The 13,790-nt window shown below is 64.6% G+C and carries 9 protein-coding genes; 6 read left to right on the top strand and 3 right to left on the bottom strand.

Features of this window, described 5'->3' with window-relative positions; all coding sequences use genetic code 11:
- Nucleotides 1-58: 58 nt before the first annotated feature.
- From P7L68_RS02615 to P7L68_RS02600, 4 genes are all read left to right on the top strand, one after another.
- Complete coding sequence (locus P7L68_RS02615; RefSeq protein ID WP_371998868.1) at nt 59-1,666, top strand: ABC transporter substrate-binding protein; 1,608 nt, start codon at nt 59-61, stop codon at nt 1,664-1,666.
- A gap of 82 nt (nt 1,667-1,748) precedes the next feature.
- Nucleotides 1,749-2,702, top strand: a complete 954-nt coding sequence (locus tag P7L68_RS02610; RefSeq protein WP_296713615.1) for an ABC transporter permease — start codon at nt 1,749-1,751, stop codon at nt 2,700-2,702.
- Nucleotides 2,702-3,586, top strand: a complete 885-nt coding sequence (locus P7L68_RS02605; RefSeq protein ID WP_371998867.1) for an ABC transporter permease — start codon at nt 2,702-2,704, stop codon at nt 3,584-3,586. The genes P7L68_RS02610 and P7L68_RS02605 overlap by 1 nt, the downstream gene beginning before the upstream one ends.
- 97 nt (nt 3,587-3,683) lie before the next feature.
- Nucleotides 3,684-4,352: a phosphatase PAP2 family protein gene (locus P7L68_RS02600; RefSeq protein WP_371998866.1), complete on the top strand. Its 669-nt coding sequence runs from the start codon at nt 3,684-3,686 to the stop codon at nt 4,350-4,352.
- 59 nt (nt 4,353-4,411) lie between these two features.
- On the opposite strand, the gene P7L68_RS02595 is transcribed toward P7L68_RS02600, so the two are convergent.
- The 3 genes from P7L68_RS02595 to P7L68_RS02585 form a co-directional block, all read right to left on the bottom strand.
- Nucleotides 4,412-6,541, bottom strand: coding sequence for a hypothetical protein (locus P7L68_RS02595; RefSeq protein ID WP_371998865.1), 2,130 nt, complete (start codon nt 6,539-6,541; stop codon nt 4,412-4,414).
- Between the two features lie 124 nt (nt 6,542-6,665).
- Nucleotides 6,666-10,172 carry a hypothetical protein gene (locus P7L68_RS02590; RefSeq protein WP_371998864.1) on the bottom strand — a complete coding sequence of 1,169 codons (3,507 nt, stop codon included), beginning with the start codon at nt 10,170-10,172 and terminating at the stop codon, nt 6,666-6,668.
- A gap of 151 nt (nt 10,173-10,323) precedes the next feature.
- Entirely contained in the window at nt 10,324-10,755 is a 432-nt protein-coding gene (locus P7L68_RS02585) for a VOC family protein (protein WP_231889388.1), read from the bottom strand.
- Between the two features lie 147 nt (nt 10,756-10,902).
- On the opposite strand from P7L68_RS02585, the gene P7L68_RS02580 reads away from it, so the two are divergent.
- Nucleotides 10,903-11,910: a LysR substrate-binding domain-containing protein gene (locus P7L68_RS02580; RefSeq protein WP_371998863.1), complete on the top strand. Its 1,008-nt coding sequence runs from the start codon at nt 10,903-10,905 to the stop codon at nt 11,908-11,910.
- A 56-nt stretch (nt 11,911-11,966) separates the two neighbouring features.
- Complete coding sequence (locus P7L68_RS02575) at nt 11,967-13,775, top strand: RpoH suppressor (protein ID WP_371998862.1); 1,809 nt, start codon at nt 11,967-11,969, stop codon at nt 13,773-13,775.
- The last annotated feature ends 15 nt before the right edge of the window (nt 13,776-13,790 follow it).

Here is a 13,790-nt window from a genome sequence, read left to right as displayed (position 1 = left end):
GCGGCACGGCCGACCGCGACAGAAGATCCGGCGGCGGCCACCAGGGAGGAAGACCAGAATGACCAAGGATCCGTCGAACATCTTCGCGGGCGAGCCGGTCGCCGTCGGGGGCCGCCCGGCCTTCGCCATGGACCGCCGCCGTTTCCTGTCGCTGCTGGGGGCCGGTGCCGCCGGTGCCGCGGCCGCGGGCATGCTGCCCGGCCATGTCCGCCGGGCGCTGGCCGCCGGCGGCGTGCTGAAGGTGGCGGCCCCCGCCAATCCGTCGAGCATGGACCCGATGACCGGCGGCTCGGGCCAGGATCATCCCTTCCTCTACACCGTTTTCGATACGCTGGTGGAATGGGAATATGAAAGCCTGGATCCCAAGCCCGGCCTGGCCCGTGCCTGGAGCTTCCCCGACCCCAAGACCCTGGTCATGGACCTGCAGGAGGGGGTGAAATTCCATGATGGCACCGATTTCAACGCCGAGGCGGTGAAGTTCAACCTGGACCGCAACCGCGGGGATCAGCGCTCCAACATCAAGGCCGATCTGATCAATGTCGAGGCGGTGGAGGTGACCGGGCCCCATCAGGTCACCATCCGGCTGAAGAACCCCGATGCCGCCCTGCCGATGATCCTGTCGGACCGTGCCGGCATGATGTGTTCGCCCAAGGCGGTGAAAGAGAAGGGGGACGGCCACGACCGCAGCCCCGTCGGCACCGGCGCCTGGAGCTTCGTTGCCTGGAACGACAACGAAAAGGTGGTGGTGAAGCGCAACGAGGGCTATTGGAAGGCGGGCACGCCCAAGGTCGACGGCATCGAATTCGCGATCATTCCGGAACTCTCCACCGGGCTGCGCTCTGTGATGGCCGGGCAGAACCATTTCGTCTATTTCCTGTCGCCCCAGCAGGGGCTGATCGCGAAGCGGGCGCCGAAGCTGACCACCTATACCGGCCCGACCCTCTATTGCATCCAGATCTATTTCAACTGGGCGCGCAAGCCGCTGGACGATGTCCGCGTTCGCCAGGCGATCAACCATGCCATCGATCGCGACGCTTTCGTCAAGGTGACGATGAACGGCATCGGCGAGAAGGCGATCACCAACCTGCCCTCGGCCCATTGGGCCTTCGACAAAGAGCTGGCCGGCTACTACCCCTATGATCCCGACAAGGCCAAGGCGCTGCTGGCCGAGGCGGGCTATGCCGACGGGCTGGACCTGCATCTGGGCGGCTATCCCGACCAGAGTTCGGTGCAGCGCCAGGAATTCATCATGGAGCAGCTGCGCCAGGTGGGTATCCGGGTGCGCTATTCGATCGGCACCATTCCCGAGGCCTCGGCCGCCTTCTTCGGCAACGAGAAGAAGACCGACGCGCTGGTCTCGGCCTGGACCGGCCGGCCCGATCCCAGCCTGACCTTCTCGCTGATGTATCTGCCCGACGCCTATTACAATGGCGGCCGCGGCCCGGTGCCCGACGAGCTGGTGCAGGCGATCGCCGCCAGCCGCGCCTCGCCCGACAAGGAGGCACGCAAGGCCGCCTTCTCGAAGGTCCAGAAGCTGGTGCTCGACAATGCCCTGGTCTGCCCGCTGGCCTTCCTGTCGGCATTGGACGTGGCGGGCGAGAAGGTGGAGGGCTACAAGCCCAACCTGCTGAACAAGCCCAAGCTCTACGACGTGGCGCTGGCCTGAGGTCTGCCCCGTGCCGGGTGGGGCCATGCTCCACCCGGCCTCTCTTCCGGCTTCCCTCCCCAGTTCGAGGACTTCCGATCCGATGTCCAGCCGCCGCGCGATCCGCACCGTGCGCCGCCGCCTGATTCAGGTGGTGCCGGTGATCCTGATCGTGACCTTCGTGGTGTTCGGGCTGATCCAGCTGATCCCCGGCGACATCGCGGTGACGCTGGCCGGCGACAATGCCAGCGATCAGCGCCTTGCCGAAATCCGGGCACTCTACGGTCTCGATCGTCCCTTCCTGGTTCAGTATTTCGACTGGCTGTGGGGGGCGGTGCATGGCGACCTCGCCCGGTCGCTGATCTCGGGCGAGGAAGTGATGACCTCGCTCTCCCGCACCTTTCCGCTCACTTTGCTGATCGTGGTGCTGGCGATGCTGATCTCGATGGTGATCGGCATACCGCTCGGCATCCTGGCAGCGCTCCGGCCCAATTCGATCATCGACGGCGCGGTAATGGGGCTTGCCTCGGTCGGCATCGCCATCCCGAATTTCTGGCTGGCGATGATCCTGGTCGCAACCTTCGCGCTCTCGCTCGGCTGGCTGCCGGCGACCGGCGCGGTCGCCTTTTCGGATGATCCGATCCGGGCGCTGGAACATGCGATCCTGCCCGCCACCGCTCTTGCCGCCGGCGGTATCGCCGAGGTGGCGCGCCAGCTGCGCACCTCGCTGGTCGATATTCTGGGCTCGCAATATGTCCGCACGCTCCACGCCAAGGGCCTGCCCGGGGGCGCGGTGCTGTGGAAGCACGGGCTCAAGAACGTCTCGGTCAACCTGTTGACGGTGATCGGCCTGCTGGCCAACCGCCTGCTGGCGGCGACCGTCGTGGTCGAGACGGTGTTCGCCATTCCGGGTGTCGGCAATCTGATCGTCAACGCGGCGCTCGCCCGCGATTTCCCGGTGGTGCAGGGGGTGGTGCTGACCATGATCATCTTCGTGGTCGGGCTGAACCTGATCATCGACATGCTCTATGTCGTCTTCGACCCGAGGGTACGCTGATGAGCCGGACCGCAACCCCTTCTGCCGCCGGGGCGGCGCCCCGCCGGCGCAACCCGGTGCTCGCCTGGATGCTGCGCGATCCGCGCGGCGCGCTCAGCCTGCTGGTGGTGGTGATCATCGCGCTCACCGGCATCTTTGCCGATCAGCTCGCGCCCTATTCGCCGATCGCGCAGAATTTCGACCTGATCCTGATGCCGCCTTCGGCCGAAAACTGGCTGGGCACCGACGATCTGGGCCGCGACGTGTTCAGCCGGCTGATCCATGGCGCCTCGGCCAGCATGTATGCCAGCGTGCTGTCGGTGTCGATCGCGCTGGTGATCGGCCTGCCGATCGGCCTGCTCGCCGGTTTCGCCGGGGGCTGGGTCGACGAGGTGGTCAGCCGGGTGATCGATGCGCTGCTCTCCTTCCCCGCCATCGTGCTGGCGATCGGCGTCACCGGCGCGCTGGGGGTGGGGCTCACCAACGGCATGATTTCGGTCGGCATCGTGTTCGCCCCGCTGATCGCGCGCCTGGCCCGCGCCCGGGCGCTGGTGGTGAAGGAAGAGCTGTTCGTCGACGCCGCCCGCTGTTTCGGGGCAAGCCCGGTGCGCATCCTCGTCCGTCACATCCTGCCCAATGCCATCCAGCCGATCCTGGTGCAGGTGACCCTGCTTCTGGCCGGCGCGCTTCTGGCCGAAGCCTCGCTCTCCTTTCTGGGGCTGGGCGTTCAGGCACCGGATGCCAGCTGGGGCTCGATGCTCGCCAAAGCCTATCTCTATATGGAGATTGCGCCCGAACAGATGGTCACCCCGGGCCTTGCCATCCTGGTGACGGCCCTTGCCTTCAACGGGTTGGGCGACAGCGTGCGCATGTTGCTGGACCCGACCACGCGCAGCGGCCGCTGACCGCGGCCGCGCCATCCTCCCGGAACGCTCACTGGAAGCGGTCTGCCGCTTCCGGTAGCGTTTTTGCATGTCTGACCATGGATGGCCGGGAGGAAACATGTCGGAAACTGCGGCGCGGGACGGGCGGACGCTGATCGAACGCTGGTGGCCTCTGGGCCTGGTGACGGCGACAATCGTGTTCTTCGTCTGGCTGGCGGACGAGGTGATGGAGGGGGAAACCGAGGCGCTGGATCGCGCCCTGCTCCAAAGCCTGCGCAACCCCGCCGACCTGGCCGATCCGCTGGGCCCGAACTGGCTGGAGACCGGCTTCGCCGACCTGACCGCACTTGGCAGCACCACCGTGCTGGGGCTGATGACCCTGGTCGTGGTCGGCTATCTGTTGATCCGCCGCAGTCGGGCGGCCGCACTGACCGTGGCGCTGTCGGTGATCGGCGGCACGGTGTTGAGCTTCGGCCTGAAACTGGTCTTCGAACGGCCGCGGCCGGATCTGGTCGCCCATCTGGTGGAGGTGCAGACGGCGAGCTTCCCCTCCGCCCATGCCATGCTGTCGGCGACCACCTACCTCACGCTCGGTGCTCTGCTCGCACGGTTCGAGAACCGGCGGCGGCTGAAGGGCTATGTTCTGGGGGTCGCGATCGGGCTCACCTTCCTGGTGGGGGTGAGCCGGATCTATCTGGGCGTCCACTGGCCGACTGACGTCATCGCCGGCTGGTGCGCAGGCGCCGCCTGGGCGGTCGCCTGTGCGAGATCTGTTACAAGATCGTGACGACGTCGACTCTCTCCGGTTTTGACTGCCGTGCTCACTTTTGAGGCGGCGGTGCGATCTCAGAGGACGAAATCGGCGGCTGTCAGAGCGTGATTTCCATTGAGAAGGATGGTCATGTCTGAGATCCGGTCGCCATCGGTATCGGCGTAGACGATGGTACCCTCAGCCGTGATGGCATATCGGACCTGTCCGGCGGTGCCGGAATAGGCAGCGGTTCCGATGAAGGTGAAGGTTTGATTGCCGGAAAGCGTGACGTTGGCATCGACGGGAGAGAGGTCGATGCGATCACCTTGAGTGTGGCTGAAGTCGAGGATGGTGTCGCGGCCGCTGAGGGTTTTGGTGCTTTCCGTGATCGAGCTGTAGACGAAGCGGTCAGCGCCGGCGCCGCCAAGGAGCAGATCGGCTCCGTGTCCACCGACGATGACGTCTTTGCCATTGCGGCCGTCGAGAATATCGTTGCCGTCACGGCCGCGCAGGGTGTCGTTTCCGTCGAATCCCCGCAGGGCGTCTGAGGACAGGCTGCCCTGGAGGACGTCGTCGAAGGCGCTGCCATTGACGCCTTCGACAGAGATGAGCTGATCGCCTTGGGCATGCCCGCCAGTTCCGGTTCCGTATGCCAGATCGACCTGGACGGCGGCATTGCTGTCGGAATATGTCGCAATGTCAGATCCGGTGCGGCCGTCGAGGACATCGGCGCCGCCGCGTCCGCGCAGGATGTCGTTGCCATCGAAACCGCGCAACGTGTCATCGTCGGCGCCGCCTTCGAGGGTATCGTCGTGCATGCTGCCATTGACGATCTCGATCGAAATCAGCCGATCGCCCTCTGCTTCACCGCCGAAACCCTGCCCCAGGGCGAGATCGATGTGAACGCCGGTGGTCGAGGTGGAATAGGTTGCAACATCGATGCCGTCGCGACCATCAAGGATGTCGGCACCACCGCGACCGCGCAGGGTGTCGTCTCCGGCGAAGCCGATGAAGTGATTGGCGCCGCCATCTCCCTCTAGAGTGTCGTTGAAGGCACTGCCATTGACGTTTTCGATGGAGATCAGCCGGTCGCCTTCTGCGTCACCGCCAGACCCGAGGCCGATACCGAGGTCGATCCGGACAGCTTCCGCGCTGTCGGAATAGGTCGCGATGTCGGTGCCCCCGCGGCCATCGAGGAGATCGGCGCCGCCGCGTCCGCGCAGAATGTCATCTCCGGCGAAGCCGAGGAACGTTTCTACGGCATTTGTGCCATTCAGTTGATCCGAATATGCAGTGCCATTGATCTGTTCAATATTAATATATTTACTGAAGGATTCTGCCATATCGACAATTACGCCAGATGTCCAGCGGGAATAAGAGACGGTATCCCAATCTTCCCCACCATCGAGCATAATAGTCATACTGACGGGCCGTAGGATATCATCTCCCCCCCCGCCATATATTTCGGAGATCCAGTTAGTACTAGAACGGACCTCCCCAAGCATGTCGTTGTAGTCAGAACCTCGAAGAATCTCGAAGCCACTTGCCCAGTCACCGTTTGCGTCGCCGCCAGTAAAAACTCGTTCCGCTAGATCGACATATACAGCGGACTCGCTACCAGCATAGCTAAGCGTATCACGCCCAGCACCTCCCGCCATGGTGTCGGCACCAGCCCCTCCCTCGATGACATCATCGCCGGAGAGTCCTTGCAGCACATTATTGTCTGCTGAGCCTATAATCCAATCCTTTATATAGTTTACGCCCATGACATTTTCGACCGAGATAAATCTCGACGGATCACTCAAATCCGTCAAGTACCAGTCGCCATAATCGAGCGTTTGGATGCCGGCAAAAGCGATCGTATCGTTGCCCTCGCCACCATCATAGAGACGCTGTCCTCGTGCTCTAAAATAATCGTCTCCACCGCCGCCGCGTAGAACCTGAACTGTTTTAGGTGCGCTGATCCAGTCGTCAAAATCTGTATACCTTATTTCTTCGATAGAAGCAGTCAGATCATTCTCGCTATACTGCAAGCCCGCCGGATCATAATGTAAGGTTATAGCAGTCGTGGAATCTTCACAGGAGATTATGTCATAGCCATCTCCTCCATCCATGGTGGTAATATATCCAAGAGGTAAATAGATTATATCATCCCCATCTCCGCCATATACGAGACCGTCGTCATTTCCAAATGTGATAACATCATTTCCAGCCAAACCTTCCATTGTCCATGTATCGGGGTCACTGTGGAGTACGTCATCACCCGATGTTCCGATAATGTGGTACATTGATCTCATTACCTTTTATTCATGGTTTCAGATGCAGCTGTGACTAAGCTGACGTCAGATCTCAAAGGGCGAAATCGGCGGCTGTCAGAGCGTGATTTCCATTGAGAAGGATGGTCATGTCTGAGATCCGGTCGCCATCGGTATCGGCGTAGACGATGGTACCCTCAGCCGTGATGGCATATCGGACCTGTCCGGCGGTGCCGGAATAGGCAGCGGTTCCGATGAAGGTGAAGGTTTGATTGCCGGAAAGCGTGACGTTGGCATCGACGGGAGAGAGGTCGATGCGATCACCTTGAGTGTGGCTGAAGTCGAGGATGGTGTCGCGGCCGCTGAGGGTTTTGGTGCTTTCCGTGATCGAGCTGTAGACGAAGCGGTCAGCGCCGGCGCCGCCAAGGAGCAGATCGGCTCCGCGTCCACCGACGATGACGTCTTTGCCATTGCGGCCGTCGAGAATATCGTTGCCGTCACGGCCGCGCAGGGTGTCGTTTCCGTCGAATCCCCGCAGGGCGTCTGAGGACAGGCTGCCCTGGAGGACGTCGTCGAAGGCGCTGCCATTGACGCCTTCGACAGAGATGAGCTGATCGCCTTGGGCATGCCCGCCAGTTCCGGTTCCGTATGCCAGATCGACCTGGACGGCGGCATTGCTGTCGGAATATGTCGCAATGTCAGATCCGGTGCGGCCGTCGAGGACATCGGCGCCGCCGCGTCCGCGCAGGATGTCGTTGCCATCGAAACCGCGCAACGTGTCATCGTCGGCGCCGCCTTCGAGGGTATCGTCGTGCATGCTGCCATTGACGATCTCGATCGAAATCAGCCGATCGCCCTCTGCTTCACCGCCGAAACCCTGCCCCAGGGCGAGATCGATGTGAACGCCGGTGGTCGAGGTGGAATAGGTTGCAACATCGATGCCGTCGTGACCATCAAGGATGTCGGCACCACCGCGACCGCGCAGGGTGTCGTCTCCGGCGAAGCCGATGAAGTGATTGGCGCCGCCATCTCCCTCTAGAGTGTCGTTGAAGGCACTGCCATTGACGTTTTCGATGGAGATCAGCCGGTCGCCTTCTGCGTCACCGCCAGACCCGAGGCCGATACCGAGGTCGATCCGGACAGCTTCCGTGCTGTCGGAATAGGTCGCGATGTCGGTGCCCCCGCGGCCATCGAGGAGATCGGCGCCGCCGCGTCCGCGCAGAATGTCATCTCCGGCGAAGCCGATCAGGCGGTTGACATTCGTATCTCCGTCAAGCACGTCGTTTAAGTTGCTGCCGTTGAGGTTTTCGATAGCAATCAGCTGATCACCTTCTGCTTCGCCCCCGAAGCCTTGGCCTGATGCGAGGTCGACATGAACGCCAGCGGAAGAGCTGGAATAAGTGGCGATGTCGATCCCGCCTTGACCGTCAAGGAAATCCGCACCTTGACGGCCACGGAGAACATCGTCACCGTCGAAGCCCACCAGCCGGTTGGCTTCGGCATCGCCTTCAATCAGATCGTTGAAATTGCTGCCATTGACGTTCTCGATGGAGACGAAGGTGTCGCCCGCAGCATCGCCCAGCGTGCCGCTGCCATTGGCGAGGTTGACGTGAACCTGCGCGGCCGCATCAGTGTAGCTGACGGTGTCGCTACCGACCCCACCATCGAGATGATCGGCGCCGGCGCGGCCGCGAAGTACGTCGTCACCGTCGAAGCCCCGGAGCTGGTTGGCGCCCGTATCGCCTTCAATCAGGTCGTTGAAATTGCTGCCATTGACGTTCTCGATGGAGACGAAGGTGTCGCCCGCAGCATCGCCCAGCGTGCCGCTGCCATTGGCGAGGTTGACGTGAACCTGCGCGGCCGCATCAGTGTAGCTGACGGTGTCGCTACCGACCCCGCCATCGAGATGATCGGCGCCGGCGCGGCCGCGAAGTACGTCGTCACCGTCGAAGCCCCGGAGCTGGTTGGCGCCCGTATCGCCCTCCAGCAGGTCGTCGAAAGCGCCGCCATCCAGGCTTTCGATCCCGGTCAGCGTGTCGCCTTCGGCCTCGGCCAGGGCACCCCGGCCGCTTAGCAGATCGACATGCACACCCGAGGTGGCGTCGGCATAGCTTGCCGTATCGATCCCGGCACCGCCGGCAAGCCGGTCGGCACCAGCGCCGCCGGCCAGGCGGTCGTCGCCGCCGCCGCCCGAGAGCCCGTCGTCGCCGGCGCCACCGATCAGGAGGTCGATGCCGCCGGACCCCGAGATACCGTCGCCAATGGCGCCGCCGATCACCAGACCGTGAGCATCCCGACCCAGATCAGACGGATCCCAGCGGCCATTGGCAAAGTAGCCCGGATTGGCATTCATGTGCAGATACTCTGCGGGGCCGTCATATGCCATCAGGCGCAGGGTCGCTTGAAGCAGCTCCTGAACGATCAGGCTTCGCAGCCCGGCGTCGGTCATGCCGGCCGGGATGGCGTTGCCGTCGAAGGCCGGGTCGGCGAGACGCACCGCGACCGCTGCTTCGGCGGCTGTGCTGGCCGCTGCGTGACCGGCGACGATCTGCTGCATCAGCTGATCGATCGTCTCCTGCGGCGTGACCCCGTCGGTCAGGGCGACCACCAGCGCAACGGCGGTGTCGATAACGGCGTTGGACACACCTGCAAGCGCGTCCACGATCGCCTGATCGGCCTCGATGCTCTCCCGCCAGGCCTGGGATTGCGCTTCGGTCAACCCCCTGTCGACCAGGAGGTTTTCAAGGCTGGTGGCGCCGACCTCGCGCAACGCATAGGCCAGCTTCTGCCGCACGAGGGACACATCTTCGGAAATCACCCCGTCGGCGACCGTCACGCCGCCGTCGATGCCGAAGACGTCGCCATAGATGTTCTCATCGACCGTCCAGCCGACCGGCGCATCATAGACGCCGAAGGTCTGCGTGGGTGGGGTGAAGGGTGCGGTGCCGTCGAGCCAGGCACCCCACACGCTGCCAAGGCCGCGCTCTGCTGCAGCATTGTCCTCGGAGATCAGGAACCGCGCGTCGTCGCCCGCTCCCGTCACCGGCGACGCTTCGACCAGAAGAACATAGTCGTCGTACCAGGTGGTGGTCTTGACGATGGTTGGCGAGGTGTCGTAGGGATCCGCCCCGTTATTGGGAACCGTCTCGCGGACGGTCCCGGCCGTCAGACCCGAGGCGTCGAGATGATAGGTGACGAGCGAAGCACCGTCTGCGGCATCGCGGCCGGCCACATCGGGGTCGGCCGAGGTCGTGGCGGCGACTATGCGTGAAACGTCATCGCCCGAAGCGGAACCGAACTGCACGGAACCGCGCTGTACAATCCAGATTCGCCCGAAACTCACTGCGTTCGACAATGTACCGGTCCCAGGGTCCACCACATAGTCGGTGGCCAGCGAGATGGTCCGATCGAAATCGAGCCGGACCAGCGTAACCGAGGCCGCGGTGACCGACACGCTTTCCGGCGGAAAATAGGCCGGCGCATTCAGATAGCCGTTGACCGCGTTCCAGAAGTCTCCGGGATTGTTGACCGGGTCACGAAGCTGGTTGGGGGAAACAATAAGGGCCATCGGGGGGGCTCCGGCTGGGATGATCGCGGGCAATGACGTGTGGGAGGATGATCACAACATACTTGTGTAGTATGCCATCGATCGTCTCAACGGCAAGCAGAATGATATGTTACCGGATAAGTCGGAACCGGCTGTCGCAGCACCCCGCACGAGAGCCGGTTCCGGCATAGGGCGCGTCTGGCGTTCAACTGGTGGCGAACAGCCGCCCGTCATCGTCGAAGGCCTTGAATTCAAGGGCATTGCCCGAGGGGTCCAGAATGAACAATGTCGCCTGTTCCCCCGGCTGGCCCTCAAACCGGATGCGTGGGCGGATCACCCAGCGTGTGCCTTCATTGGCCTCCAGCCGTGCCGCCAGGGCCCGCCACTGATCCATGGTGAGCACCACGCCGAAATGCGGCACGGGCACGTCGTCGCCGTCGACCGGATTGCGGGCGGCGATGGCGCGGTCCAGCTTCGGGTCCAGATGGGCCACCACCTGATGGCCGTAAAGATCGAAATCGATCCAGTGCACGTCCTCGCGGCCGGTGCCGCAGCCGAGCACACCGACATAGAAGCTGCGGGTCTCTTCAAGGTCGAGCACCGGGAAGGCGAGGTGAAAGGGGCGGATGGCGGTCATGGCGCGTGATCCCATGTCTGATTGGCGCGGAGTCTCTCTGCGCGGGTATAGGGTCGTCCTCGGCCGCCATCATCTCTCATGGCGCTGGCGGATCAAACGGTGCCGGTTATCATATGCTGATGCTTCTGGTGCATGAAAGGCGTCCCCTTGGCCACCGATGCTGCCGCCCGCCTGCTTGCCGCCGAACTCGCCGTGATCGAGGCCGCCTGCCGGCATATGAACCTGACCGCCGCCGGCCGTGAACTCGGCCTGGGCCAGAGCGTGATGAGCCGGCGGATCGCGGCGGTCGAGGCGGCGCTGGGCGTGCCGATCTTCCTGCGCGACGGCCGCCGGCTGCGGCTCAGCCCCCAGGGTGCCGCCCTGCTGCCGGCGATCCGGGCGGCGTCGGACCGGCTGGAAGCGGCGGTGGCGATGCTGGGGGCGGCCGGGCCGGCCCAGGTGGCAGGCACGCTCAGGCTGGGTACCCTGCCGACCTTTGCCGCCGCATGGCTGGCGCCGCGGCTTTCGGGTTTTGCCGCCCGCCATCCGGCGGTGGCCGTCGATCTGTCGACCATCGGGGCGGATTTCGCCGACGGCCGCAAGGATGCCGTGACCTGGGACGGGGATGCGGTCGACGCGGTGATCAGCTGGGGGCGGGGCGGCTGGCGCGGCTTCGCGGCCCGCCGGCTGTTCGACGAACGGGTCATACCGGTCGCCGCCCCCGGCCTTGCCCTGCCCGATGATCCGGCACGGCTGGGCCGCGAGGGACCGCCGCTCATCCGCCATACCACCCGGGCCGATCTCTGGCCCGACTGGGCCGGGGCTGCGGGCCTGCCGCCGCAGGGCTTCCGGCCCGCGCCGCAGGGTGCCGGGACCGATGGTGCGGCGGGCCGGCCGGCGGAGCCGCGTTTCGAACATTTCTTCATGATCCTGGCGGCGGCGGTGGCGGGGCTGGGCATCGCCCTGGTGCCCGAAGCCTTTGCCCGTGCGGATCTGGCCGCCGGCCGGTTGCAGAGGGTGGCGCCGGCCCTGCCGGCCCTGCGCACCGGCGCCGCCTATTGGCTGATCACCACCGATGCCCTCAGCGCCCATCCGCGTATTCGCGCCTTCAGGGAGTGGATCATCGAAGAGGCCACAGAGCGTGCAACCGAAACTTCTCAAACTCTGGCGGAATAAATCCATCCATGGGATAGTCTGCTGCATTACGCGTCACAACCGGAGCGTCCCTGCCGATGACTGCCCGTCCGGATCCAGAGCTGACCTGTGACGTGATCATGAAAGGGGGGATCACCTCCGGCGTCGTTTATCCCAAGGCGATCCTGCAACTGGCGGCGATGTATCGCTTTCGCAGTGTCGGCGGCACTTCGGCCGGCGCGATCGCGGCCTCGATCACGGCCGCGGCGGAATACGGGCGTGCATCCGGCGGCTTCGAGACCCTGGGTGCCATCCCCGACACGCTGCAGACCCGGCTGCTGGATCTGTTCCAGCCCGATCCGCGGGCGCGGGATCTGTTCGATCTGATCCTGACCGCAGGGCTGCAGCGCCGCCCGATGGCCGCGCTGCCGCTGCTGATCCGTGCGGGCCTGCCCTGGAACCTGATCGCCCTGCTGCCGGGGCTGCTGCTGATCTGGTTCGCCCATGGCTGGGCCGGCTGGCTGGCGGGCGGCTTGCTCGCCCTGTTCCTGACGCTGATCGCCAGCGCCGGGATCGCGATCTGGCGGTTGTACCGCCTGTTGCCGACGCTCGATTACGGCCTCTGCCCCGGTTCGGCGCCGGACGGGGCGAGCCCCGGCTTGCCGCCGCTCTCGGACTGGCTGACCGACACGATCGACGCCGCGGCGCATGTGCAGGGTTCGGGGCAGGGGCAGGGCGGCCGGCCGCTGATCTTCTCGGATCTCTGGGCCGGCGGACCCGGCGGCATCGAGGGTACGCCGGCGCATCCCGCGATCAATCTGCGCACGGTGACCACCAGCCTGGGCGAACGGCGCCCGCGTGCGCTGCCCGATCTGGGCGACCGGAATTTCTACTTCGACCCGGCGGAGATGCGTCGCGCCTTCCCCGCCCGCGTGGTCGACCAGATGGTCGCCGCCGGCACCCGGCTGCTGGACGAGGCGAAGGCCCGCGACGGCGACAGGTTCATCTGGCCGGAATATGACGGCCGGCGGCTGATCGCCTTTCCCGCCCCCGGCGATCTGCCGGTGGTGGTGGCGGCGCGCATGAGCCTGAGCTTCCCTTTCCTGATTTCGGCCATCCCGCTCTACCGGATCGACTGGCCGACAAAACAGGCGGACGGCAAGGCGGTGATGCGCCGGCTGCTGTTCAGCGACGGCGGGATTTCGAGCAATTTCCCGATCCATTTCTTCGATGCCCTGCTGCCCACCCGCCCGACCTTCGGCATCAGCCTGGACCAGTATTCCGAAGACCGGCCCAGGCGGCGGGTGCATCTGCCGATGCCGGCGATCCAGGGCCAGTGGATCGCGTTGCAGACCGTGGGCAGCCTGGGCGGTTTCGTGATGTCGCTGTTCAATGCCGCCAGCGAATGGCAGGACGAGCTGCGCACCGTACTGCCCGGCTATCGCGAGCGGGTGGCCCATATCTATCTGAAGCCCGACGAGGGCGGGCTGAACCTGGCGATGCCGCCCGAAACCATCCGGACCCTGACGGATCTTGGGCAGCGCGCCGGCCTGCTGATGACCGGAACCGCGCCTGCGGACGGACCCGACGCCGCGAATTTCGATTTCGACGACCATCGCTGGCGTCGGTTCCTCAGCCTCTATGCGGCCTTCGAGGCGGCACTTCAGGGTGCCGCACCGGTCTGGGGCGATGCCGAGGATCCCGATAGCTATGCCGCTTTCATCGCCCGCACCCTCGACCATCCGGCCAGCTATTTTCAGTCCGACCCGGCCGACCGGCAGGAGGTTTTCCGGCGCATGGATCGGCTGATGCGCCTGGTGCGTGACGACTGGCCGATCCCCTTGCGCGACCACAAGGGGCTGGTCCCCAAGCCGGAGACGAAGCTGCGGATCACGCCGGAGTTCTGACCCGAGGGGCAGCGA

Origin of the sequence: Tistrella mobilis, assembly GCF_041468085.1 — a bacterium.
In the GTDB taxonomy this organism is placed as follows: domain Bacteria; phylum Pseudomonadota; class Alphaproteobacteria; order Tistrellales; family Tistrellaceae; genus Tistrella; species Tistrella mobilis_A.
This window is presented reverse-complemented; position numbering and strand designations above follow the sequence as displayed.

Bases quoted from the DNA above. Each gene is read 5' to 3' on its own strand.
- P7L68_RS02615 (WP_371998868.1), top strand. From the start codon at position 59: ATGACCAAGGATCCGTCGAACATCTTCGCGGGCGAGCCGGTCGCCGTC.
- P7L68_RS02610 (WP_296713615.1), top strand. From the start codon at position 1,749: ATGTCCAGCCGCCGCGCGATCCGCACCGTGCGCCGCCGCCTGATTCAG.
- P7L68_RS02605 (WP_371998867.1), top strand. From the start codon at position 2,702: ATGAGCCGGACCGCAACCCCTTCTGCCGCCGGGGCGGCGCCCCGCCGG.
- P7L68_RS02600 (WP_371998866.1), top strand. From the start codon at position 3,684: ATGTCGGAAACTGCGGCGCGGGACGGGCGGACGCTGATCGAACGCTGG.
- P7L68_RS02595 (WP_371998865.1), bottom strand. From the start codon at position 6,541: ATGGAAGGTTTGGCTGGAAATGATGTTATCACATTTGGAAATGACGAC.
- P7L68_RS02585 (WP_231889388.1), bottom strand. From the start codon at position 10,755: ATGACCGCCATCCGCCCCTTTCACCTCGCCTTCCCGGTGCTCGACCTT.
- P7L68_RS02575 (WP_371998862.1), top strand. From the start codon at position 11,967: ATGACTGCCCGTCCGGATCCAGAGCTGACCTGTGACGTGATCATGAAA.